We start from the raw sequence: 21,756 nt of genomic DNA, 5'->3' as shown, positions 1-21,756 counted from the left end.
CGCGACGCGCTCACCGGGACCGGCCCAGGCTGCCCAGCGCGGCGCGCAGCAACGTGGCGGCGTCGGCGTCGGCGTCGTGGGCCAGCGCGGCGTCGACCGCGGTCTCGGCGGGCTGCGCGGTGAACCCGAGCCCGACCAGCGCCTCGACGACCTCGTCCCGGCGGGTGCCGGACACCGGGGTCGGGAGCACCGACGCCGAGGGTCCGGCGGAGTGCGCCACCACCTTGTCCCGCAGCTCCAGCACCATCCGCTGCGCCACCTTCGGCCCGATGCCTGGCACCCGCGTCAGGACCTTGGTGTCACCGTCGAGCAGGGCACGGGTGACGTCGTCGGGGCTCAGGACCGCGAGCGTGGCCAGCGCGAGCCGGGGCCCGATCCCGGCGACGGACTGCAGCAGCCCGAACAGCTCCCGCTGCTCGGCGTCGGCGAACCCGAACAGCGTCAGGGAGTCCTCGCGCACGACCAGCACCGTCGACAGCCGGGCCTGCTCGCCGCGCCGCAGCCCGGCCAGGGTGTTCGGGGCCGCGACGACCGCGAGCCCCACCCCGCCGACCTCGACGACGGCGTGGTCCAGCGCGATCTCGGTCACCTCACCCCGCACCGACGAGATCACGCAGCACCCTCCTCCGACGACGAACAACCGTTCGCACGCTACCGACCCCGACGGCCGCCCGCGGGGAGGCTCGCACACACCGTCCGGTGGTCGCACACAGGTCCGGCCCCGTGTGCCGACCCCGCACCCCGTGTGCGAGCGGGCTAGCGCGCCGCCCTCGCCGCCGCGGCCAGCCGGGCCCGGTGGGCCCTGGCCAGCTCGTCGGAGCGGGCCTTCGCCTGCGCCATCCGGTCGAGCATGGGGGCCCGCCAGCAGTGGCAGATCGCCAGGGCGAGCGCGTCGGCGGCGTCGGCGGGGCGGGGGGCCTGCGCGAGCCCGAGCACCTTGGTGACCATCGTCGTCACCTGCTCCTTGCCCGCGCGGCCCTCCCCCGTGACGGCGGCCTTGACCTCGCTGGGGGTGTGGAACGCGACCGGCAGCCCCGCGCGGGCCGCGAGCAGGGCGACGACTCCGCTGGCCTGGGCCGTGCCCATCACGGTGCGCACGTTGTGCTGGCTGAACACCCGCTCGATCGCGACGACGTCGGGCCGGTGCCGCTCGATCCACCGCTCCACCTCCGCGCCGACGGCGAGCAGGCGCTGCTCCAGCGGCAGGTCGGCGGCGGTGCGCACCACGTCGACGGCGACGGCGCGCACCGTGCGGCCCGAGGAGCCGTCGACGACGCCGAGACCGCACCGGGTCAGCCCCGGGTCGACTCCGAGCACCCGCACTCCGACCCCCTCCGCGAACAGTCGTTCGAGTGCGCACGCTACCGGCGACCCGGGCCGGGGCCGCGGGGGCGCGCCGGGTGCGACCGGAGCACGACCGGGCCGCGACCGCCCCGGGCCACCCTCGGGACCCCGTTCCCGACATGGAGGTCGCGACATGAGAGCCGTCCGCCTGCACGCCTACGGCGAGCCCCCGCAGCTCGACGAGGTGCCCGAGCCCACCGCGACCGGACCGCACGACGTCGTCGTCCGCGTCGGCGGGGCGGGCCTGTGCCGCACCGACCTGCACATCCGCGACGGCTGGTTCGCCCCGGCCGTGCCCACCGACCTCCCGCTCGTCCTCGGGCACGAGACGGCGGGCTGGGTGCACGAGGTCGGGACCGCGGTGGGCAACGTCGCAGTCGGCGACGCCGTCATCTGCCATCCGCAGTCGTCCTGCGGGACCTGTCCGGCCTGCCGCGTCGGCGACGACATGCGCTGCGTGCGCGGGATGGACTTCACCGGCCTCACCCGCGCGGGTGGCTTCGCGGAGCTGATGCGCACGACCGACCGCGCGGTGCTGCCGCTGCCGTCGGGCCTGGAACCCGCCGCCGTCGCCCCGCAGGCCGACGCCGGGCTCACGGTGATGCACGTCGTGCGCAAGGCCGTCCCGCTGCTCGGGCCGGGCACCTGCGCGGTGGTGGTCGGCGTCGGCGGGCTGGGCCACATCGCGGTGCAGTGCCTGCGCGCCCTCACCCCGGCCGTGGTGGTCGCGGTCGACCCGGACCCCGAGTCGCTCAAGCTCGCCGCCGACTGCGGCGCCCACCACGTCGTGCCGGCCGACGGGACCCACGGCGAGCGGGTGGCCGAGCTCACCGGCGGCGCGGGCGCCGAGGCGGTGCTGGACTTCGTCGGCGAGGGGGACGCGGTCGCGTCGTCGCTGGCGATGGTCCGGGCCCGGGGCACCTACTTCGTCGTCGGGTACGGCGGCGAACTGCGGGTGCCGACGTTCAACGTGGTACTGCCCGAGATCAGCATCGTCGGGAACGCCGTGGGCACCCACGACGACCTGCGGGAGCTGATCGCCCTGGCCGCGGCGGGCGGCGTGGGCGTGCGGACCCGCACCTACCCGCTGGAGGCGTTCGCCGACGCGCTCGCCGATCTCGAGGCCGGCCGTACGCACGGCCGTGCGGTGCTGGTCCCGTAGCGCCCGGCCGGTTCCCGCCGAACGGCTCCTGGACAGCGGCCGCGGCGGCGCGGACGCTGTGCGGATGCCGCCGGTGGCACTGCGACTCCTCGGGCCGGTCGAGGTGCTCGGCCGCGACGGGTCGGTGCGCCCGGTCGGGCCCAAGGAGCGGCGCTGCCTGCTCGCGGTGCTGGCCGTGCACCGCGGCGAGGTCGTCGCCGAGGACCGCCTGGTCGAGGCGCTCTGGGCCGGGTCGCCGCCGCGCACGGCCGCGAAGACGCTGCAGAACTACGTGCTGCGCCTGCGCCGGGCGCTCGACGGCGGCGGCGTCGCGATCCGCACCCGCTCACCCGGCTACCTGCTCGACGGCACCGACGCCGGGGGCGCCGGCCCGCCGGACACCGACGCCGCACTCGCCGAGGCCCGGATCGCGGCGGGTCGGCGCGCCGCCGCGCGCGACGACCACGCGGGCGCGGTCACCGCGTTCGACGAGGCGCTGGCGCTGTGGCGCGGGCCCGGCCTGGTCGAGTTCGCCGACCGGGACTTCGCCCGGACGACCGCGGCCCGGCTCGCGGAGCTGCGGGCGTCCGCGGAGGAGGACCGCGTCGCGTCGCTGCTCGCGCTGGGCCGCCACCGGGAGGCGGTGGCGGCGCTGGAGGCGATGGTCGCCGACCACCCGTTGCGGGAGCGCAGGTGGGCCCAGCTGATGCTGGCGCTCTACCGCGACGGGCGGCAGGCCGAGGCCCTGGAGACCCACCGCAGGTTGCGTGCCGTCCTGGCCGGGGAGCTCGGGGTCGAGCCCGGTCCCGACGTGCGGGCGCTGCACGCGGCGGTGCTGGCGCACGACCCGGCGCTGGCCGTGCTCCCCACGGCCGTGCCGGGTGGTCGTGGCGCGTTCGTCGGCCGCGAGCGTGAACTCGGCGCGCTGCGCGGGCACGTGGCCGACGCCGCGGCGGGCCGGGGCGGGGTCGTCCTGGTCCGCGGAGAACCCGGCATCGGCAAGACGCGGCTGCTCGCCGAGCTCGCGTCCGCGGCGGAGGCCGGCGGAGCGCGCGTCCTGACCGGTCGCTGCCCGGAGGGCGGGGCGTTGCCGTTCCACCCCTTCGCCGAGGCGCTGGGACAGCAGGGCGCGGAGGGACAGCACGGCGCCGACGATCCGGCCGTCGCCGCGCTCGTGTCCGCCGCGCCCGGGGAGGCGGCGGAGGTCCTGCGCCCCGACGAGCTGCGCACCCGGCTGCTCGACGCCGTCGCCCGCCGGGTCTGCGCGCTGGCCGCCGCGGCGCCGCTGGTGCTGCTGCTCGACGACCTGCACTGGGCCGACAGCGGCACGGTCGCGATGCTCCGCCACACCGCGCGGGTGACGGGGCACGCCGCGGTGCTGCTCGTCGGCGCCTACCGCGGCGAGGAGGTCGACGCGCGGCACCCGCTCGCCGACGCGCTCGGCGCGCTGCGCAGCGAGGCCGAGTGCCGGGAGCTGCGGCTGCGCGGCATCGACGGCGCCGCGCTCGCCGAGCTGCTCGGCGCCACCGCGGGGGCACCGGTGGCCGCGGACCTCGTCGCCGCGGTGCGCGCCGAGACCGACGGCAACCCGTTCCTCGCCCGCGAGATCGTGCGGCACCTGGCCGACGACGGGGCGCTGCGCCCCGACGGCGACGGGCGCCTGGGCACCGGACTGCCGCTGGCCGCGGTGCCCGAGGGGGTCCGGCAGGTCGTCGCCCGGCGGCGGGCGCGGCTCCCGGACCGGGCCAACCGGCTCCTGGACGCCGCGGCGGGCATCGAGGGGCCGTTCCCGTTCGAGCCGGTCCGCGCCGTCGCCGGGCTCGACGACACCGAGGCGCTCTGCGCCCTCGACGACGCGCTGGGCGCCGGGTTCATCGTCCCCGACAGCCGGCCCGATCGCTACGACTTCACCCACGCCCTGATCCGGCACGCGGTGCACCGCGAGCTCAACCCCTCGCGCCGGCTGCGGCTGCACCGCGACCTCGCCGTCGCGCTGCAGGCGGCCCGCGAGGCCGGCCTGCGCGTCGCCGCGGCCGAGGTCGCCACGCAGTACCACCGCGCGGCCGGGCTCCCGGGCGCCGGGGCCGGGGTCGGCCCGGCACTGGACGCGGCCGAGCAGGCCCGTCGCACGGGCGCGCACGACGAGGACGCGGCGTTCCTGCGGATCGCGCTGGACCTGCTCCCCGCCGGGGACGAGCGGGGCCCGGAGCTGATGGCGCGCCGGGCGGTGGCACTGGCCTGGGCGCTGCGCTTCGACGAGGCCGTCGAGGTGGCCCGGGCCGCCGCGGCGCCGAGCGTGGCCGCCGAGGTCGCCTCGGTGCTGGCGCAGGCCGGGAGCAACCGGCACGCCTGGTCGCTCGCCCCCTCCGCGCTCGCCGCCGTGACGGGCCCGGACGGGCCGGACGCCGTCGCGTGGGCCGCGCTGACCCTGCTCGACCTCGACCGGCGGGAGGCGGCCGACCCCGACCACCCGGGCATCCCGCTCGACCTCCCCGGCCGCCGCGAGGCCCTGCGCGTGCTGCTGGGGTCGGGGCGCCTGGCCGGGCGCGGCGACCTGGCCCGCTACGCCGTCGCCGCGGTGCACGGCAGCCGCGCCGCGATCCCGGCGGAGGCGGCCGACGACCCGACGGTCGCGGCGTTCCTGGTCGGCGACTACGCCGCCGCGGTGCCGCTGTTCGAGCGCGACGCGGACCTCGCGGAGGCGACCGGGCAGCTGGCGCTGGAGGTGTACTGCCGCGCCGGCGCGGCGCGGTGCCGGGTGGCACTGGGCGACCTCGACGGGGGCGCGGCGGTGATCGCGCACGTCCACGGGCTGGTCGCCCGGCTGCACGGTCTCGGGCCCGGGTGGCAGCTGCTGCACCACGAGGGCGCCCAGGACGCGCTCACGATGGCCCGCGACGAGGGCTGGCCCGCGCGGATCGCCGACTTCGCCCGCTGGCGGGACCCGGCACCCGACCGGCACTGGGGCAGCGCCGCGATCGACGCGATCAGCGCCCGCGCCGAGGCGCGGATCGGGCACACCGGGGCGGCGCTGGGCCTGCTCGGTCGCCCGGTCCGCGCGCTGCGCGACGGTCCCGCGTGGGCCCCGAACTACGCCCGCACGGCCTGCGAGGTCGCCGAGGTGCTGTGGCTGCTCGACCGGCGCGACCACCTCGCCGTGGTCGAGCGCGCCCTGCGCGAGCGCGCCCTGCCCGCCGACTTCCGGTTCCCGATGACCGACGCCCGGCAGGCGTTGGCCCGGCTGTGCGCCCTCGACGGCCGCCGCGACGAGGCCCACCGCTGGTTCGACGCCGCCCGTGACGTCCTGGACGCGCAGGGCGCACTCCCCCTGCGCGCGGTCGTCGACCACGACGAGGGGCTGATGCACGCCAGGGCGGGCGACCACGGCCGCGCCGCGCCGCTGCTCGACCGGGCCGCGGCCGCGTTCTCCCGGCTCGGCATGCCCGGCTGGGCGCGGCGCACGGCGGCGGCCGGTCGCTAGGTCATCGTCCGTTCACCCGCGCTCCCTACCCTGCGGCCCGTGTCCGACTCCCGCCTCCTGTTCCGCGAGTTCCTGCGCGCGCCCACGAGCGTCGCCACCCTCACCGCCAGCTCTGACGCGCTGGTCGCGGCGATGCTGGCCCCGCCGGCGCTCGAGGGCGACGACCCGGTCGTCGTCGAGCTCGGCGCGGGCACCGGGCGGGTCACCGACGCGCTCGCCCGCGCGCTGGGCGGGCGCGGGCGACACGTCGCCGTCGAGCTGAACCCGGCCCTGGCCGCGCGGCTGGCGGCCCGGCACCCGGGCGTCACCGTCGTGCCGGGGGACGCGGGCGACCTCCCGGCGCTGCTGCGCGGGCTGGGGATCGACCGCGTCGACGCCGTGTCCAGCCTGCTGCCCTGGGCGGCGTGGGCGGCGGCGCCCGTCGCGCGGCTGGCGGGTTCGGTGCTGGCGCCCGGCGGTACGTTCACCCAGGTCTCGCTGCTGCCGACGGCGTGGCTGCCCCCGGCCCGGCGACAGCTGGCCGCGCTGCGCGCCGAGTTCGGCGCCGTGACCGTCGGCGGGCCGGTGTGGGCCAACCTGCCACCGGCCCGGGTGCTGGTGGCGCGGCGCTAGCGACCGGCCGCGTCCTGCAGCGGGCCGTGCAGCCAGGTGCGGACGTCGCGTCGGCCCCGAAGTCGCACCACGACCGGTGGGCCCGGGGCCGCGAGCACCTCCGCGACGCGCTCGGCGGTGCGCCCGAACGTGCGCCAGCCCCAGCGGAACAGGTGGTCGGGATCGGTGAACACGGTCCACAACGGCGGCTCGACGTTGCCGTTCCACAGCTCGACGCGCCGCAACCGGCGGTGCACCGTGCGCGGCACGAGCTGGCGGGCGACCTGGGCGCGGGTGAGGTCCAGCCAGACCAGCAGGTCGGCGCGGGCGAGCAGCAGCGGCCGCACCGCCGAGTACTGCCACTCCGTGACCCACCGCTCGGTGGCGGCGAGGGCGGCGACGTCGGTGGCGAACTCCGGGCGCGGCGTCCAGCCCGGGCCGTGGAACAGCGCGTCGAGCTCGTGGTGCGGGACCCCGAGCACGTCCGCCACCGACCGGGCGAGCGTCGTCTTGCCCGAGCCGGTGCAGCCGGTGACGAGCACGCGGCGCGGCCGCAGGGGCAGCGGATCGGTGGCGGCCAGCGGCGTCGACCCGGAGGTCATGCGCGGTAGCGTCGCACAGGTGCCGGGGGTCGAGATCGTCGCGTTGCACACCTCCCCGCGGCACGCCTACGAGGGCCGGCCCGCCGAGGGCCCGCGGCCCGATCCCGAGGGCGGTGCCCGCGACCACGTCGTGATCCGGGCCGGGCACGGCGCCGTCGGCGACCGCTACGCCGGGCGCCCGGCCCACCGCGAGGCCGCCGTCACCGTGATCGCCGTCGAGGCGCTGGAGCACGTGGCCGCCGTGCTGGGCCTGCCCGCGGTGCCCGACCCGTTGCTCACCCGCCGCACGATCGTGCTGCGCGGCGCCGACGTCGACGGGCTGGCCCGCACCCGGGACCGGCCCGGCGCGGTGTTCACCCTCGACTCCGGCGACGGACCCGTCCGGTTGCGGGCCCACCGGCCGGCAAGCCCCTGCGCGTGGATGGAGACCGTGCTCGGGACGGGTGCGTTCCGGGCCCTGTGGGGGCGCGGCGGGGTGCGCTGCGAGCCGCTGACCGACGGCGTCCTGCGGGTCGGCCCCGCTCGGCTGGAGACCGGGACCGGGCGCTGAGCCCCGTACCCGGGTTCACCGGCCCGCGCGGCTGACCACGGCCGCATTGCGACCGCTCCGCGACCGCGCTCCCCCACTCTGCACGCCCACGACCATCCGGAGGAGGAACGACCATGACCGACCTGAGGCAGCGCGCCGTCGACTCGGTGGAGCTGTTCAACGCGGCCAACCACGACGGGATGCGGGCGCTGCTCGGACCCGCGGGTTCACCCAGGCCTACGGGATGACCGAGCTGTCGCCCGTCGCCACGGTGCTGACCCCGGACGACCACGCCGACCCGGTGCTGCGCCGCTCGGCGGGCCGGGCCGTCACCTGCGCGGAGGTGCGGATCGTGGACCCCGACGACCGGGAGGTGCCGCACGGGACCGTCGGCGAGATCGTGGTCCGCGGCGGGCACGTCATGCTCGGCTACTGGGGCCGGCCCGAGGAGACCGCGACGGCGCTGCGCGGCGGCTGGATGCACACCGGCGACGCGGGCCGCATGGACGAGCGCGGCTACGTCTTCGTCGTCGACCGGATCAAGGACATGATCGTGACCGGCGGCGAGAACGTGTACTCCGCCGAGGTCGAGAACGTGCTCGCCGCGCACCCGGCGGTGGCCGCGTGCGCCGTCATCGGGGTGCCCGACGACGAGTGGGGCGAGCGGGTGCACGCGGTCGTCGTGCTCGCCCCCGACGCGACCGTGACGCCGGAGGAGCTGCGCGAGCACTGCGCCGGTCTGGTCGCCGGGTACAAGGCGCCGCGCTCGGTCGAGTTCCTCGACGCCCTTCCCGTCTCCCCCGCCGGGAAGGTCCTCAAGCGCGAGCTGCGGGCCCCGCACTGGGCCGGGACCGACCGGGCCGTCCACTGACCCGGCCTCCACGACGACGGGAGACACCCCGCACCCGCGGTCGCCCACGCGGGCGTGTCCTGCCACCGGATCAACGCGACGGGAGCGGGCCAGCAGACCGGCCCGACGACCACCGTCGCCACGATCCGCGGCGGCGGGCTGCTGAACGGCACGACCGTCGGCGACTTCCCCGAGGCGACCCCGACGCCGACGGGGGCCCTCATCGCGGGAACCGTCACGTTCACGGTCAACCGGGCGACGCTGGCCGTGGCGGTCACGGGACGGCTCGACGCCGATCCCACCCGGCCGCCGGGCTCGATCACCTTCGACGTGAAGTCGACCGAGAACGGGATGACCGGGACGGGCCGGCTCTCCGGGGCCACGGGCACCCTCCGCCTGGCCGGGACCGGCGACCCGGACGGCCGCTTCACCGAGACCGTCGCCGGGGAGATCTGCGTGGACCTGTCCCCGCGCGCGTGACGGGACGTGCGCCGTCGGAGCCCGGGTGTGGCGCGGGCCGGGCGGGCGGGGTCAGTGGGCGGCGTCGTCCCAGCTGCGGCCGTAGCCGACCGACACCTCCAGCGGCACCGACAGCTGCGCGGCGGCGGCCATCTCCCGGCGCACAAGCGTCTCGACCTGCTCGCGCTCACCTTCGGCCACCTCGAGCACCAGCTCGTCGTGGACCTGCAGCAGCATCCGGCTGCGCAGGCCCTCGGCGGCCAGCGCGCGGTGCACCCCGAGCATCGCGACCTTGATGATGTCGGCCGCGCTGCCCTGGATCGGGGCGTTGAGCGCCATCCGCTCGGCCATCTCGCGGCGCTGGCGGTTGTCGCTGGTGAGGTCGGGCAGGTAGCGGCGGCGGTCCATGATGGTGGCGGTGAAGCCGTCCTTGCGGGCCTTGTCGACGACCGTGGCCAGGTAGTCGCGCACCCCGCCGAAGCCCGCGAAGTAGTCGTCCATCAGACCGCGGGCCTCCTCGGTGGAGATCCGCAGCTGGTTGGACAGGCCGAACGCGCTCAGTCCGTAGGCCAGGCCGTAGTTCATCGCCTTGATCTTGGCGCGCTGCGCCGGGGTGACCGCGGTGGCCTCGACCCCGAACACCCGGGCCGCGGTCTCGGCGTGGAAGTCGTGCTGCGACCGGAACGCCTCGATCAGCGCGGTGTCCTCCGACAGGTGCGCCATGATCCGCATCTCGATCTGGCTGTAGTCGGCGGTCATCAGCTCGGCGTACCCGGGGCCGACGACGAACGTCTCGCGGATCCGGCGGCCCGCCGCGGTGCGGATCGGCACGTTCTGCAGGTTGGGCTCGGTGGAGCTCAGCCGCCCGGTGGCCGCGATGGTCTGGCTGTAGGTGGTGTGGATGCGGCCGTCGTCGGCGACGGACTTGAGCAGCCCGTCGACGGTGACCTTGAGCCGGGTGGCGTCGCGGTGCAGCAGCAGGTGCTGCAGGAACTCGTTGCCGGTCTGCTCGTAGAGCGTCTGCAGCGCGTCGGCGTCGGTGGTGTAGCCGGTCTTGGTGCGCTTGGTCTTGGGCATGTTCAGCTCGTCGAACAGCACCACCTGGAGCTGCTTGGGCGAGCCCAGGTTGATCTCCTTGCCGATGACGGCGTACGCGTCCTGGGCGGCCTGCTTCACCTGGCCCGCGAAATCGGCCTCCAGCGCGGCCAGCGCCTCGCCGTCGACCGCGATGCCCGCGGTCTCCAGGTCGGCCAGCACGTACTCCAGCGGAAGCTCCAGCCCGGTGAGCAGCGACGTGGCCGCCTTCTCGGCCAGCTCGACGTCGAGCGCGTCGGCCAGCTCGGCCACCGCCGAGGCCGCCACCATCTGCGCGCTCGCGCGGGCGGCGTCGGCCTCCTCCTCGCCCCCGAGGAGCGAGAGCTGCCCGCCGTCGTCCTCGCCCTCGACGCGCAGCTCGCGGCGCAGGTGCCGCAGCGCGAGGTCGGCGAGGTCGAAGCTGCGCTGGCCCGGCCGCGTCAGGTAGGCGGCGAGCGCGGTGTCGCTGGTGAGCCCGGCCAGGGTCCAGCCCCGCCCGCGCAGCGCGTGCAGCGCCGACTTCGCGTCGTGCGCCGCCTTGGGCACGCCCGGGTCGGCCAGCCACTCACCGAGCGCGGCCTCGTCGTCGGGGGTGAGCGTGGTGACGTCGAAGTAGCCGCCCTGCGGGACACCGGCGTCGGCCCCGGCCGCGCGGGCCTCCACCGACGGCTCGCCCGCCGCCAGCGCGATGCCCGACAGGTCGCCCGAGGTGGCCCCGCCGGTGATGCCGTGGAAGGCGAGCCCGACGCGGCGGCCGTCGCGGGCGTGCGCGTCGAGCCAGGCCCGGACCCCGCCCGGGGCGACCGCGCCGCCCTGCACCTCGATGCCGCCCTCGGCCTCGGGCTCGGCGGAGACCAGCGTGGAGAACAGGCGCTCGCGCAGCACCCGGAACTCCAGCTCGTCGAACAGCCGGTGCACGGCGTCGCGGTCCCAGGGGCGCACCTCGAGATCGGCGGGCGCCGCCTCGAGCGGGACGTCGCGGACGAGCTCGGTGAGCTGGCGGTTGAGCAGCACGTTGGCCAGGTTGGCGCGCAGCGCGTCGCCCGCCTTGCCCTTCACCTCGTCGACGCGGTCGGTGAGCTCGGCGAGCGAGCCGTACTCGCGCACCCACTTCGCCGCCGTCTTCTCCCCGACGCCGGGGATGTTGGGCAGGTTGTCGCTGGGGTCGCCGCGCAGCGCCGCGAAGTCCGGGTACTGGGCGGGGGTGAGGCCGTAGCGGTCCCGCACCGCGGCCGGGTCGATCCGGCCCAGCTCGGAGACCCCCCGCGTCGGGTAGAGCACCATCACGTTGTCGCTGACGAGCTGGAACGCGTCGCGGTCGCCCGTGGTGATGGCGACCTGGAAACCCTGCGCCTCGGCCTGCGTGGCCAGGGTGGCGATGACGTCGTCGGCCTCGAAGTTGTCGACGGCGAAGAACGGGATGGACAGGGCGCGCAGGACCTCCTTGATGAGGTCGACCTGGCCCCGGAAGTCGTCGGGGGTGGACGAGCGGTTGGCCTTGTACTCGGAGAACCTCTCCGACCGGAACGTCTTGCGCGAGACGTCGAACGCCACGGCCAGGTGGGTGGGCGCCTCGTCGCGCAGCAGGTTGATGAGCATCGAGGTGAAGCCGTAGACCGCGTTGGTGGTCTGCCCCGTGCCGGTGCGGAAATTCTCCGCGGGCAACGCGAAGAACGCCCGGTAGGCCAGGGAGTGGCCGTCGAGCAGCAGCAGGCGCCGCGCGGCGGGCGGGGGCGCCGCCACGGGCGGCGTGGCGGGCGGGGCGGCGGGCGTGCGGGCTGCGGGGCTCATCGCCGCCAGAGTCTAGGACCGACCCCCGACAGAACCCGGCGGCACCGTCCCGCGCTCACCGCACCTGGGTCGCCAGGGCCAGCGCCAGGTCGCAGTTGGCGTCGTCGGTGCCGAAGCGGATCGCCTCCGACGGGCCGCCCGCGGTGTCGAACTCGATGTCGGGGACGGTGCCCGCCCCGCCGCCCGCGGCCGTCGTGGACACGTAGACGAGCAGCTCGCCGGTGCGCAGCAGCACCCCGGCCGAGGCGATGAAGTCCCCGGTGGTGCAGAACGCCTCGTCACCGGCCTCGACGTCCTTGTTGAAGTAGGCCGCGCTCGACACGCTCAGCCCGTCGCCGCGGTCCTCGGTGGTGCCCATCGCCGCGGTCCGCTCGGCGGCGAACCGCTCCGCGGCGTCGGGGCCGGAGTAGCGGGCGACGCGGGCCAGGCGTCCACCGGTGTCGCCGGACTCCACCGCCCAGCACGTGGGCGCGTCGGCCAGCACCCGGGAGTCCAGGACCGGCCCGGCGGTGCCCGCCAGCCCGCCGAGCTGCACGACGTCGTAGCTGCCGCCCAGTGCGCCGTTCACCGCCTCGGTCGAGACGGCGTCGCAGTCGGTGCTCGCGGTCAGCCCGCCCACGCCCTCCCCGATCCCCGCCACCAGCCGGTTCAGCGCGATCCCGCCGAGGACGAGCAGGGCCACCACGACGGCGCCGACGACGAGCAGCACCGTGCGCGGGCCACGCCGGCGTGGGGCGGGCGGCGGTGCCGACGCCCCGTACTGCGTCCCGTACGGAGCCGGCCCGTACGGAGCCGGCCCGTACCCGGTGTCCCCGTACTGCGGGGCGGCGTGCAGCCGGGTGGGGTCCGGCGACCCGGCGGGCGGGGGGTACCAGCGGCCGTCCGCGGCCCGGTACCAGCCCGGGGGCGGGCCCGACGAGGTGGTCATGCGGCACTCCGATCCGCCGGCCCCGCGGGCCCGGCCAGACGCGACGAACGAGGTACCCCGACGGCGGGCCGGAGGACCGGGCCGCGAGCGGGAAGTCTCTTCCGTCGCACGGGCCCACATCAAGGACCGTGACCGCACCGTGCTGATACCCCGCGCTCCCGCTCCATCCGCACCAGCTCCACACCCGCGGCGTCGACGGCCGTGCCCGCCTCGCGGTAGCCCGCGGCGGCGTAGAGGCGCCGGTTGTCGTGGCTGGCCGATCCGGTGACCAGCCAGAACCGGACGACGACGGCCGGCGCCGCGGCGTGCACCGCCGCCAGCAGGGCCCGCCCGACGCCGCGGCCCTGGACGTCGGGCGCCACGGTGAGGCGCGCGATCTCCATCCGGTCGCCCTCGACGCGCCCGCGCACCGAGCCGACCAGCCGCGGTCCCAGCCACGCGGCGGCCGCGGGGACGTCGCCCGCGAGGTCGGCGCGGACCTGCTCGAGGGTCTCCAGCAGCGGCGGGATCCGCGGCGCGTCGTAGCGCTGGGCCTCGCTGACGTAGGCGGCGCGCTGGACGGTCCACAGCTCGCCCGCGTGCCGCGGACCGGGGCGGCCGACGCGCAACTGGTCCATACCGGGCACGGTAGGGGGGAACCACCCGACGTCGTTCACCGTTTGGCACCTTGACAGCGGGTCCGGTCCGTCCCGATATGCTCGGCCCGGTTCGACTCGGGCTGTGCAGAGCGAGAATGGGCAGGGCGAGATTGGGGGGAACGAGCCCCCCACGACAGATTCGGAGCAAGTACGTGGGAGTCAGCCTCACCAAGGGTGGAAACGTCAGCCTCACCAAGGAGGCCCCCGGCCTCACCGACGTCATCGTCGGCCTGGGCTGGGACGTCCGCACCACCACGGGCACCGAGTTCGACCTCGACGCCTCCGCGATCGTCCTCAACGCGGAGGGCAAGGCCGTCTCCGACAAGCACTTCATCTTCTTCAACAACCTCACCAGCCCCGACGGCACCGTCGAGCACACCGGCGACAACCTCACCGGTGAGGGCGAGGGCGACGACGAGCAGGTCAAGGTCAACCTGGCCGGCCTGCCCGCCGAGGTCGACAAGGTCGTCTTCCCGGTCAGCATCTACGACGCCGACGCCCGCTCGCAGAGCTTCGGTCAGGTCCGCAACGCCTTCATCCGCGTGGTGAACTCCGCGGGCGGCGCCGAGATCGCCCGCTACGACCTCACCGAGGACGCCTCCACCGAGACCGCGATGGTCTTCGGCGAGCTCTACCGCAACGGTGCCGACTGGAAGTTCCGCGCGGTCGGCCAGGGCTACGCGTCGGGTCTGGCGGGCATCGCCCGCGACTTCGGCGTCAACGTCTGAGTCGGGAGACCACACCGTGGCCATCGACTACAACAAGCGGCCCTCGAAGAACGAGCAGCCCCCGGCTCCCGCGAGCGGGGGTGGGGTGTCGCTGTCGAAGGTCACCCTGACGAAGTCGGCGCCCAGCATCTCGCTGCGCAAGGGCGGCGGCGGGAGCGGTCAGCTGCGGGTCAACCTGCAGTGGAGCACCGGCGCCGCCCCGGCCAAGAAGGGCCTGTTCAGCAAGCTGACGGGCGGGGGCGGCGGAGGCGTCGACCTCGACCTGGCCTGCCTGTGGGAGTTCACCGACGGCTCCAAGGGCGTGGTGCAGGCCCTGGGCAACGCGTTCCAGGCGCCCTACCAGGGCGCGCCGATCATCCGGCTCGACGGCGACGACCGCTCGGGGTCGAACGTCGGCGGCGAGAACATGTTCATCGACCTGTCGCGGATCGACGAGATCCGCCGCATCCTGGTGTTCACCTTCATCTACGAGGGTACGCCGAACTGGGCGAGCGCCGACGGCGTCGTCACGCTCTTCCCGACGGCCGGCCCCGAGATCGAGGTCCGGCTCGACGAGTCCGACCCGGGCTCTCCGACGTGCGTGATCGCACTGCTGGAGAACCGGGGCGGTGAGCTCGTCGTCAACCGGGAGGTCCGCTACATCCGTGGCGGGCAGGCCGACGTCGACCGGGCGTACGGCTGGGGCATGGAATGGGCCCGCGGGCGCAAATGATCTGACGGATCCCGGCCACAGCGCAGTGGCCTCCCGCACCGAGAGGCACTGCGATGAGGCACTTCGGGTTCCTGGGCGCGTCCGAGCAGGACGAGCTCTTCGAGCGGCCACCGGAGCAGTTCACCCGCGACAGCGGGCACGACCTGCTCTCGGTGGCGCTCGGCGCCACGCTCTACATCCCGGCCGACCGGCCCTCGCTGGTCGCCGACATCACCAAGCAGGCCGCCGCCGGGGTCACCTCGGTGGTGGTCTGCCTGGAGGACTCCATCGCCGACGAGCACGTCGAGGCGGCGGAGGACAACCTCGTCCACGCCCTCGCCGACCTGCACGCCGACGCCGCGGCCGAGCTGCCGCTGCTGTTCGTGCGGGTGCGCGAGCCCCGCCAGATGCCGGCGCTGGTGGCCCGCCTGGGGCGCTCGGTGCGCGTCCTCGACGGCTTCGTGCTGCCCAAGTTCACGGCCCTGTCGGGCACCGACTACCTGCACGCCCTCGACGACGCCGACCGCATCGGCGGCCGCCGGCTGCTCGCCATGCCGGTGATCGAGTCCGGGGCGGTGCTCTACGCCGAGACGCGCGTCGACGAGCTCACCCGGCTGCGGGCGCTGCTGCACCGCGACCGCGCGCGGATCCTGGCCGTGCGCCTGGGCGCCACCGACCTGTGCGCGCTCTACGGGCTGCGCCGCTCCCCCGAGCTGACGATCTACGACGTCAAGGTGGTGAGCAACCTGATCGCCGACGTCGTCAACGTGCTGGGCCGCGCCGACGGCACCGGGTTCACCGTCACCGGGCCGGTCTGGGAGTACTACGCCTCCGCCGAACGGATCTTCAAGCCGCAGCTGCGGCAGGCCCCGTTCGACGTCAACGACGAGCGTGAGCTGCGCAGCCGCCTGGTCTCCCGGGCCATCGACGGGCTCATCCGCGAGGTGGAGATGGACAAGGCCAACGGGCTGCGCGGCAAGACCGCGATCCACCCGAGCCACGTCTCGGTCGTCAACGCGCTGTCGGTGGTGTCCTCCGAGGAGTACCGCGACGCCACGGCCGTGCTCGGCGCGGGCCGCGGCAGCGGGGTCATGGCCTCCGGGCACGGCAACAAGATGAACGAGATCCGGCCGCACATGGCCTGGGCCCGGGTCACCGCCCTGCGCGCGCAGGTGTTCGGGGTGGCGCGCGACGGGGTGTCGTTCGTCGACCTGCTCGCCGCCAGCCTGCCGCGGTGAACGGTGCTCCCGCGATCTTGCAGACTGCTCCGGTGACCCCCACCGAGCACGCCGCCCCGCCCTCCTCCCCCATCGCCGACCGCCTCGGCGTCCGGGTGCGCCGGGCCGGGCCGGGCGCCGACCCGGAGGTGCTGCTCGGACTCGCGCTGCGACGCAACCCGCGGCGGGCCCAGCTGCTGGTGTCCCGGGTCCTGGGCAAGCACGTGCCGACCGATCCGCGGCTCGTCCGCTCGGCCGGGCTGCTCCTGGGCGGACTGGTCGCCGACGTGCTCGCCGGCCGGGAGCCGCGGGCGCTGCCGACCGACCTGCTGCACGGCGCCGTCGGCGGCGACCGGAGCGCCGCGATCACCCTCGGTCTGACGGCCGGCGCGGGCCGCTCGCCCGCCGACGCGCTGGTGCTCGGCTACGCGGAGACCGCGACCGCGCTCGGGCACTGCGTCGCGGAGGCGCTGCAGTCCGACTACCTGCACTCCACCCGCCGCCCGGTGGCCGGGTTCGCTGCAGCAGGCGGGTTCACCGAGGAGCACTCGCACGCCACCGACCACCTGCTGCTGCCCGCCGATCCCGCCCTGCTGCGCGGCGACCGGCCCCTGGTACTGGTCGACGACGAGCTCAGCACCGGCCGCACCGTCGTCAACACGATCACCGCGCTGCACCGGGCCCACCCCCGCGCCCGCTACGTCGTGGCGACGCTGGTGGACGCCCGCCCCGACGACTCCCTCGTCGACGCCGTCGGCGCGCTGGGTGCCCGCGTCGACGTGGTGGCGCTGAGCCGGGCGACGGTGGCCCTGCCCGCCGACCTCGCCGAGCGCGCGGCAGCCCACCTGGCACCCCTCCCGGACCCGTCCCCGGGCGGCCGGGACTCGGGCGGCCGGGACCCGGGCGGCCGGGGCCCGGGCGACGCCGTCGTGCGCCTGGCCGACCACGGGTGGCCCGCCGGGCTCCCGGTCGGCGGGCGCCACGGGTTCCGCGCCGCCGACCACGCCCGGCTCGACACCGCCCTGCCCGCGCTGGCCCGGTCCGTGGGCGCCCGCCCCGGGGAGACGACGCTGGTGCTGGGCACCGAGGAGCTGATGGCGCTGCCGCTGCGCCTCGCGCAGACCCTGGCCGACGCCGGGTGCACCGTCCGGTTCTCCACGACCACCCGCTCCCCCGCCGTCGTCCTGGACGAACCGGGCTACGCCCTGCGCAGCGGCCTGGAGTTCCCGGCCCACGACGACCCCGCCGACGGACCGGGCCCGCGGTTCGCCTACAACCTCGGCGGCCCCGGGTCGTGGGACCACGTCGCCGTCGTGGTCGACCCGCCCGCGGTCACCCCGGCCCTGCACGACGGCCTGCTCGCCCGCCTCGCCCCGCTGACCCGGAGGACCACCCTGGTGATCACCCCGTGACCCCCGAGCCGCTGCGCGGTCCCGCGTTCGGCAGCTACGCCCCCGACGAGGTGGCGTGGCTGCTCACCGACCTGTCCGGGGTGGAGCTGGAGACCCCCACCGAGGAGCGCGAGGAGGCGATCCAGAGCGGCGGGGCGCACTACGCGGAGTCGCTGCCGGTGGAGTTCCAGCCCGACGCCGCCTATCTGCGGGTCTACGACGGCGCCCTGGCCGCCACGGCGGGCCGGCTGGCGCAGGCCGTCGGCACCGTCACCGAGCTGGTGCTGCGCGAGCGCGGGCCCGACGTCGTGCTGGCCTCGCTGGCCCGCGCCGGCACGCCGGTCGGGATCCTGCTGCGCCGCTGGGCCGCGGCCCGGCACGGGCTGGAGCTGCCGCACTACGCCGTGTCGATCGTGCGGGGCCGCGGCATCGACCGCGTCGCGCTCGACCACCTCGCGGCCCACCACGACCCGTCGCGGGTGGTGTTCGTCGACGGCTGGACCGGCAAGGGCGCGATCAACCGGGAACTGGCCGCGGCCCTGGAGGGCACCGCCTTCGACCCCGACCTCGCCGTGCTCGCCGACCCGGGCCGCTGCGCCCGCACCTTCGGCACCCGCGACGACTGGCTGATCGCCTCGGCGTGCCTGAACTCCACGGTGTCCGGCCTGGTGTCGCGGACCGTGCTCAACGACCGGCTCATCGGGCCCGGTCAGTTCCACGGCGCCAAGTTCTACGCCGAGCTGGCCGGTGCCGACGTCTCGAACGCCTTCCTCGACGCCGTCACCGCGCGGTTCCCCGACGTCACCGACACCACCGCCCCCGCCGACCGCGAGCCCGACCACGCCGGCTGGGCCGCCGTCGAACGCATCGTGGCCGAGTACGGGATCGGCGACGTCAACCTGGTCAAGCCCGGGGTCGGCGAGACCACGCGCGTGCTGCTGCGCCGCGTCCCGTGGAAGGTCCTGACGCGGGCCGGGGCGCCGGAGGCCGACCTCGCGCACGTGCGGATGCTGGCGGCACAGCGCGGCGTGCCGGTGGAGCAGGTCCCCGAGGACGAGGCCGGGGACCTGCCCTACAGCTGCGTCGGGCTGATCCACCCGCGCTTCACCCGGGGCGCCACGGGGGCCGACGGCCTGGCCGCGGCGACGGGCACACGCCGGTGACCGTCGCCGCGTTCCTCGACCTCGACCGCACCCTGATCTACTCCGCCGCCGCGCTCGACCTGCGGATGCCCGATCCCGACGCCCCGCGCCTGCTGTGTGTGGAGGTGTACCGCGGAGCCCCGCTGTCGTTCATGACCGAGGACGCGGTGGCCGCGTTCGCCGCGCTGCGCGGGGTCGCCGAGGTCGTCCCCACGACGACCCGCACCCCCGAGCAGCTCGCCCGCGTGCACCTGCCCGGGGCGCCGCCGCGGTACGCGATCGCCGCCAACGGCGGGCACCTGCTCGTCGACGGCGAACCGGATCCCGACTGGGCCGCGGTGGTCCGCGAGCGACTGACGGGCTGCGCGCCGCTGGCCGGGGTGCAGGAGCACCTGGCGCGGGTGAGCGGCGACTTCGTGCTCAACCGGCGCACCGCGAGCGACCTGTTCTGCTACGCCGTGGTCGACCGCGCCGCCGTGCCCGCAGGCTGGGTGGAGGCGCTGTCCGGCTGGTGCGCCGAGGGCGGCTGGTCGGTGTCGCTGCAGGGCCGCAAGGTCTACGCCGTGCCGCGGGCGCTGACGAAGTCGGCCGCGGCCCGCGAGGTCGCGGCCCGGCTGGGCGCGCACCGCACCCTGGCCGCAGGCGACTCCCTGCTCGACGCCGACCTCCTCGACGCCGTCGACCACCCCGTCCGCCCCGCCCACGGCGAGCTGCACGACACCGGCTGGACCCGCGACGGCCTCATCGTCACCACCGCGCGCGGAGGTGCGGCGGGCGCGGAACTCCTGGGGCACCTCCGGGAGTTGGCGGTGCAGACGTCGGCGGTGCGGAGGCGCACCGCGGCGCATGGCAGGGTGTGAACCCTCCGACGAGAGGACGATTGCGACACCATGGGCTTCTTCGACCAGCTCAAGACCCGGATGGCCGGCCTGCAGGCCACCGCCACCACCGAGGTCGCCAAGTTCAAGTCCAAGGACTTCGCCAAGGCGAGCATGGCGATGTGCGCGCTCATCGCCGCCGCCGACGGCACCATCACCGCCGACGAGCGGCGCAAGACCGCGGGCTTCATCGGCAGCAACGAGGCGCTGAAGGTCTTCGAGCCCAGCGAGCTGCAGGACCACTTCACCTTCTACGCCTCGAAGCTGGAGTCGGACTACGACTTCGGCAAGGTCGAGGCGATCGCCACGATCGGCAAGCTGAAGAAGGACCCGCCCGCGGCCCGGGCCGTCATCCAGGTCGGCATCATCGTCGGCGGAGCCGACGGCGACTTCGACAAGGACGAGCAGCAGGCCGTGCGTGAGGCGTGCCTCGCGGTCGGGATCGCGCCGAGCGAGTTCGACCTCTGAGGCCCGTGCGCGGGGACCGTGGCCCCGGCCACGGTCCCCGCGCACGACCTACAGGTGTGCCGCGGTGGCCGGCAGCAGGTCCTGGAACGTGCGGCCCGAGGCGATGGCGCCGATCGCCGTCATCGACCAGCCGCCGTCGGCGGCCCGGCCGACCTTGGCCATGATCTGCGCGTTGTGCCTCCCCGAGCCCGACAGCTCGTAGCGCGCGAGCTCCTCGTCCGTCGTCTCGTCGACCAGGCGGCAGAACGCGTTCTCGATCTGCGAGAAGTCCTGGCCGGTGAACGAGTTGACGGTGAACACGATCTGGCTGATCGCGGGCGGGAGCCGGGTCAGGTCGACGATCACGGACTCGTCGTCGCCCTCCCCCGCGCCGGTGAGGTTGTCGCCGGTGTGCTGGACCGAGCCGTCCTTGCTGCGCAGCTGCCGGAACCACACGGCGTCGACGAGCGCGCCGGAGGCGTCGAACAGCAGCGCGGAGGCGTCGAGGTCGATCGACTGGCTCTTGGAGCCGAACAGCCCACGCTTGCGCACCGCGTCCCAGCCCAGGCCCATCCGCACCACCGACAGCGAGCCGCCGCCGCGCTTGGCCAGCGAGACCTTCTGACCCTTCTGCAGGCTGACGCTCACTTCGCCGCCAGCTCGTCGGCCGTCTTGTGGGTGTCGATGCCCTGGGCCTCCAGCCTGCGGTTGCGCAGGATGCTCGACAGCAGCGCCGCGCCGATGAACGCGACACCGATCAGGCCGGTGAGGATCTCGTTGACGTGGTAGCCGATCCCGACCAGCAGGATCACCGCCAGCGCGCCGATCGCCCAGTGCGCACCGTGCTCGAGGTAGACGTAGTCGGCCAGCGTGCCCTTGCGCACCAGGAAGACCGTGAGCGAGCGGACGAACATCGCGCCGATCAGGCCGAGGCCCAGGGCGATGATGATCGGGTCCGGGGTGATGGCGAACGCGCCGATGACGCCGTCGAAGGAGAACGCGGCGTCGAGCACCTCGAGGTAGAGGAACAGGAAGAACCCGGCCTTGCCGGTGGCCTTCGCGAGCTGCGTGGGCCCGCCGGAGCCGTCGGCGGCCGCCTCCTCCTGCATCTGCGCGTGGCCGGCCTGCTCGAAGAACTGGCCCAGGCCCTGCACGCCGAGGTAGGTGATGAGGCCCAGCGATCCGGAGAGCAGCACGATGGCGGGGTCCTCGGCGAGGAACTCGGCGAGCAGCACCAGCGCCAGCACGGCCAGCACGATCGAGATGCGCTCGATCTGCCCGATCCGGGACAGGAACCGCTCGATCGGCTGCAGCCACTTGACGTCGCGGTCGGTGAACATCCAGTCCAGGAACAGCATGAACAGGAACATGCCGCCGAACGCCGCGATCTGCGGGTAGGCCTCGTCGAGCAGCGCTGCGTAGCTGGTGGGGTCGCTCTCCGGCCGCTGCTCCAGCGCCAGGGTCAGCGACTCGACGGGGTTCAGGCCCGCGGTGACGGCCACGATGACCAGCGGGAACACCAGCCGCATGCCGAACACGGCGATGAAGATGCCGATCGTGAGGAAGATCTTCTGCCAGAACTCGCTCATCCGCTCGAGGATCGTGGCGTTGACGACCGCGTTGTCGAAGGACAGCGAGATCTCCAGGATGCCCAGGATCGTGCAGAGGATCAGCGCCTGCCAGCCGCCGTACAGGAACGCGATCACGAGCGACACGACCGTCACCCCGTACGACCAGCCGAAGATGCGAAGGTTCATGTCCTGATGGTCCTGTCCCCTGTCGATGAGCGGAGCGAGAGCGCCGTCACGGTAGCCGGTTCGGATCACCACCGACG

The 21,756-nt window shown here is 75.3% G+C and carries 21 protein-coding genes; 13 read left to right on the top strand and 8 right to left on the bottom strand.

Annotated elements, in window-relative coordinates:
* Positions 1-10: 10 nt before the first annotated feature.
* On the bottom strand, positions 11-613 hold the full coding sequence (gene ruvA / locus PHY01_RS00375; protein WP_141276150.1) for a Holliday junction branch migration protein RuvA: 603 nt from the start codon (positions 611-613) through the stop codon (positions 11-13).
* A 143-nt stretch (positions 614-756) separates the two neighbouring features.
* Positions 757-1,323 (bottom strand): crossover junction endodeoxyribonuclease RuvC, encoded by a 567-nt coding sequence (gene ruvC, locus PHY01_RS00370; RefSeq protein ID WP_141276149.1) that lies wholly within the window; start codon positions 1,321-1,323, stop codon positions 757-759.
* Positions 1,324-1,477: 154 nt separating this feature from the next.
* Between ruvC and PHY01_RS00365 the strand changes: the two genes are divergently transcribed.
* From PHY01_RS00365 to PHY01_RS00355, 3 genes are all read left to right on the top strand, one after another.
* Positions 1,478-2,506: an NAD(P)-dependent alcohol dehydrogenase gene (locus PHY01_RS00365; RefSeq protein WP_141276148.1), complete on the top strand. Its 1,029-nt coding sequence runs from the start codon at positions 1,478-1,480 to the stop codon at positions 2,504-2,506.
* 73 nt (positions 2,507-2,579) lie between these two features.
* A complete protein-coding gene (locus PHY01_RS00360; protein ID WP_170183584.1) occupies positions 2,580-5,966 on the top strand; it encodes an ATP-binding protein in 3,387 nt (1,128 codons plus the stop codon).
* 39 nt (positions 5,967-6,005) lie between these two features.
* The gene (locus PHY01_RS00355) at positions 6,006-6,578 is read left to right on the top strand and encodes a class I SAM-dependent methyltransferase (protein ID WP_246085581.1); all 573 of its coding nucleotides are present in this window, start codon (positions 6,006-6,008) and stop codon (positions 6,576-6,578) included.
* Here the strand turns inward: PHY01_RS00355 and PHY01_RS00350 are convergent.
* Positions 6,575-7,159 (bottom strand): P-loop NTPase family protein, encoded by a 585-nt coding sequence (locus PHY01_RS00350; RefSeq protein ID WP_141276146.1) that lies wholly within the window; start codon positions 7,157-7,159, stop codon positions 6,575-6,577. The genes PHY01_RS00355 and PHY01_RS00350 overlap by 4 nt on opposite strands.
* 19 nt (positions 7,160-7,178) lie before the next feature.
* Here PHY01_RS00350 and PHY01_RS00345 point away from each other — a divergent pair, with 19 nt between their 5' ends.
* From PHY01_RS00345 to PHY01_RS00335, 3 genes are all read left to right on the top strand, one after another.
* Entirely contained in the window at positions 7,179-7,709 is a 531-nt protein-coding gene (locus PHY01_RS00345) for a molybdenum cofactor biosysynthesis protein (protein WP_246085580.1), read from the top strand.
* A gap of 223 nt (positions 7,710-7,932) precedes the next feature.
* On the top strand, positions 7,933-8,559 hold the full coding sequence (locus PHY01_RS00340; RefSeq protein WP_141276144.1) for an AMP-binding enzyme: 627 nt from the start codon (positions 7,933-7,935) through the stop codon (positions 8,557-8,559).
* Between the two features lie 54 nt (positions 8,560-8,613).
* Positions 8,614-9,018, top strand: a complete 405-nt coding sequence (locus PHY01_RS00335) for a hypothetical protein (protein ID WP_141276143.1) — start codon at positions 8,614-8,616, stop codon at positions 9,016-9,018.
* A gap of 51 nt (positions 9,019-9,069) precedes the next feature.
* Here PHY01_RS00335 and polA read toward each other — a convergent pair whose 3' ends face one another.
* The 3 genes from polA to PHY01_RS00320 all read right to left on the bottom strand — a co-directional run bounded on the left by polA (position 9,070) and on the right by PHY01_RS00320 (position 13,407).
* Entirely contained in the window at positions 9,070-11,862 is a 2,793-nt protein-coding gene (polA, locus tag PHY01_RS00330; RefSeq protein WP_141276142.1) for a DNA polymerase I, read from the bottom strand.
* 55 nt (positions 11,863-11,917) lie between these two features.
* Entirely contained in the window at positions 11,918-12,790 is an 873-nt protein-coding gene (locus PHY01_RS00325; protein WP_141276141.1) for a DUF3824 domain-containing protein, read from the bottom strand.
* Positions 12,791-12,909: 119 nt separating this feature from the next.
* Positions 12,910-13,407 (bottom strand): GNAT family N-acetyltransferase, encoded by a 498-nt coding sequence (locus PHY01_RS00320; protein WP_141276140.1) that lies wholly within the window; start codon positions 13,405-13,407, stop codon positions 12,910-12,912.
* A gap of 173 nt (positions 13,408-13,580) precedes the next feature.
* Here PHY01_RS00320 and PHY01_RS00315 point away from each other — a divergent pair, with 173 nt between their 5' ends.
* From PHY01_RS00315 to PHY01_RS00290, 7 genes are read left to right on the top strand one after another with little or no spacing between them, the layout of a single operon-like run.
* A complete protein-coding gene (locus PHY01_RS00315; protein WP_141276139.1) occupies positions 13,581-14,156 on the top strand; it encodes a TerD family protein in 576 nt (191 codons plus the stop codon).
* Between the two features lie 16 nt (positions 14,157-14,172).
* The gene (locus PHY01_RS00310; RefSeq protein ID WP_141276138.1) at positions 14,173-14,868 is read left to right on the top strand and encodes a TerD family protein; all 696 of its coding nucleotides are present in this window, start codon (positions 14,173-14,175) and stop codon (positions 14,866-14,868) included.
* Between the two features lie 53 nt (positions 14,869-14,921).
* Positions 14,922-16,085, top strand: a complete 1,164-nt coding sequence (locus PHY01_RS00305; protein WP_141276137.1) for an HpcH/HpaI aldolase/citrate lyase family protein — start codon at positions 14,922-14,924, stop codon at positions 16,083-16,085.
* Positions 16,086-16,117: 32 nt separating this feature from the next.
* Positions 16,118-17,476, top strand: a complete 1,359-nt coding sequence (locus tag PHY01_RS26930) for a phosphoribosyltransferase family protein (protein WP_218029950.1) — start codon at positions 16,118-16,120, stop codon at positions 17,474-17,476.
* The gene (locus tag PHY01_RS26925) at positions 17,473-18,618 is read left to right on the top strand and encodes a cysteine protease StiP family protein (protein ID WP_218029949.1); all 1,146 of its coding nucleotides are present in this window, start codon (positions 17,473-17,475) and stop codon (positions 18,616-18,618) included. The genes PHY01_RS26930 and PHY01_RS26925 overlap by 4 nt, the downstream gene beginning before the upstream one ends.
* A complete protein-coding gene (locus PHY01_RS00295; RefSeq protein ID WP_141276136.1) occupies positions 18,615-19,457 on the top strand; it encodes an HAD family hydrolase in 843 nt (280 codons plus the stop codon). Before PHY01_RS26925 ends, PHY01_RS00295 begins: the two co-directional genes overlap by 4 nt.
* A 30-nt stretch (positions 19,458-19,487) precedes the next feature.
* Positions 19,488-19,943 carry a tellurite resistance TerB family protein gene (locus tag PHY01_RS00290; protein ID WP_141276135.1) on the top strand — a complete coding sequence of 152 codons (456 nt, stop codon included), beginning with the start codon at positions 19,488-19,490 and terminating at the stop codon, positions 19,941-19,943.
* A 48-nt stretch (positions 19,944-19,991) separates the two neighbouring features.
* On the opposite strand, the gene PHY01_RS00285 is transcribed toward PHY01_RS00290, so the two are convergent.
* Complete coding sequence (locus PHY01_RS00285; RefSeq protein WP_141276134.1) at positions 19,992-20,570, bottom strand: TerD family protein; 579 nt, start codon at positions 20,568-20,570, stop codon at positions 19,992-19,994.
* Entirely contained in the window at positions 20,567-21,679 is a 1,113-nt protein-coding gene (locus PHY01_RS00280; protein WP_141276133.1) for a DUF475 domain-containing protein, read from the bottom strand. Before PHY01_RS00280 ends, PHY01_RS00285 begins: the two co-directional genes overlap by 4 nt.
* Positions 21,680-21,756: the final 77 nt, after the last annotated feature.

Source organism: Pseudonocardia hydrocarbonoxydans (assembly GCF_006539565.1).
Lineage (GTDB): Bacteria > Actinomycetota > Actinomycetes > Mycobacteriales > Pseudonocardiaceae > Pseudonocardia > Pseudonocardia hydrocarbonoxydans.
The sequence above is the reverse complement of the archived record's forward strand: the minus strand, read 5'-3'. Positions and strand labels throughout refer to the sequence as shown.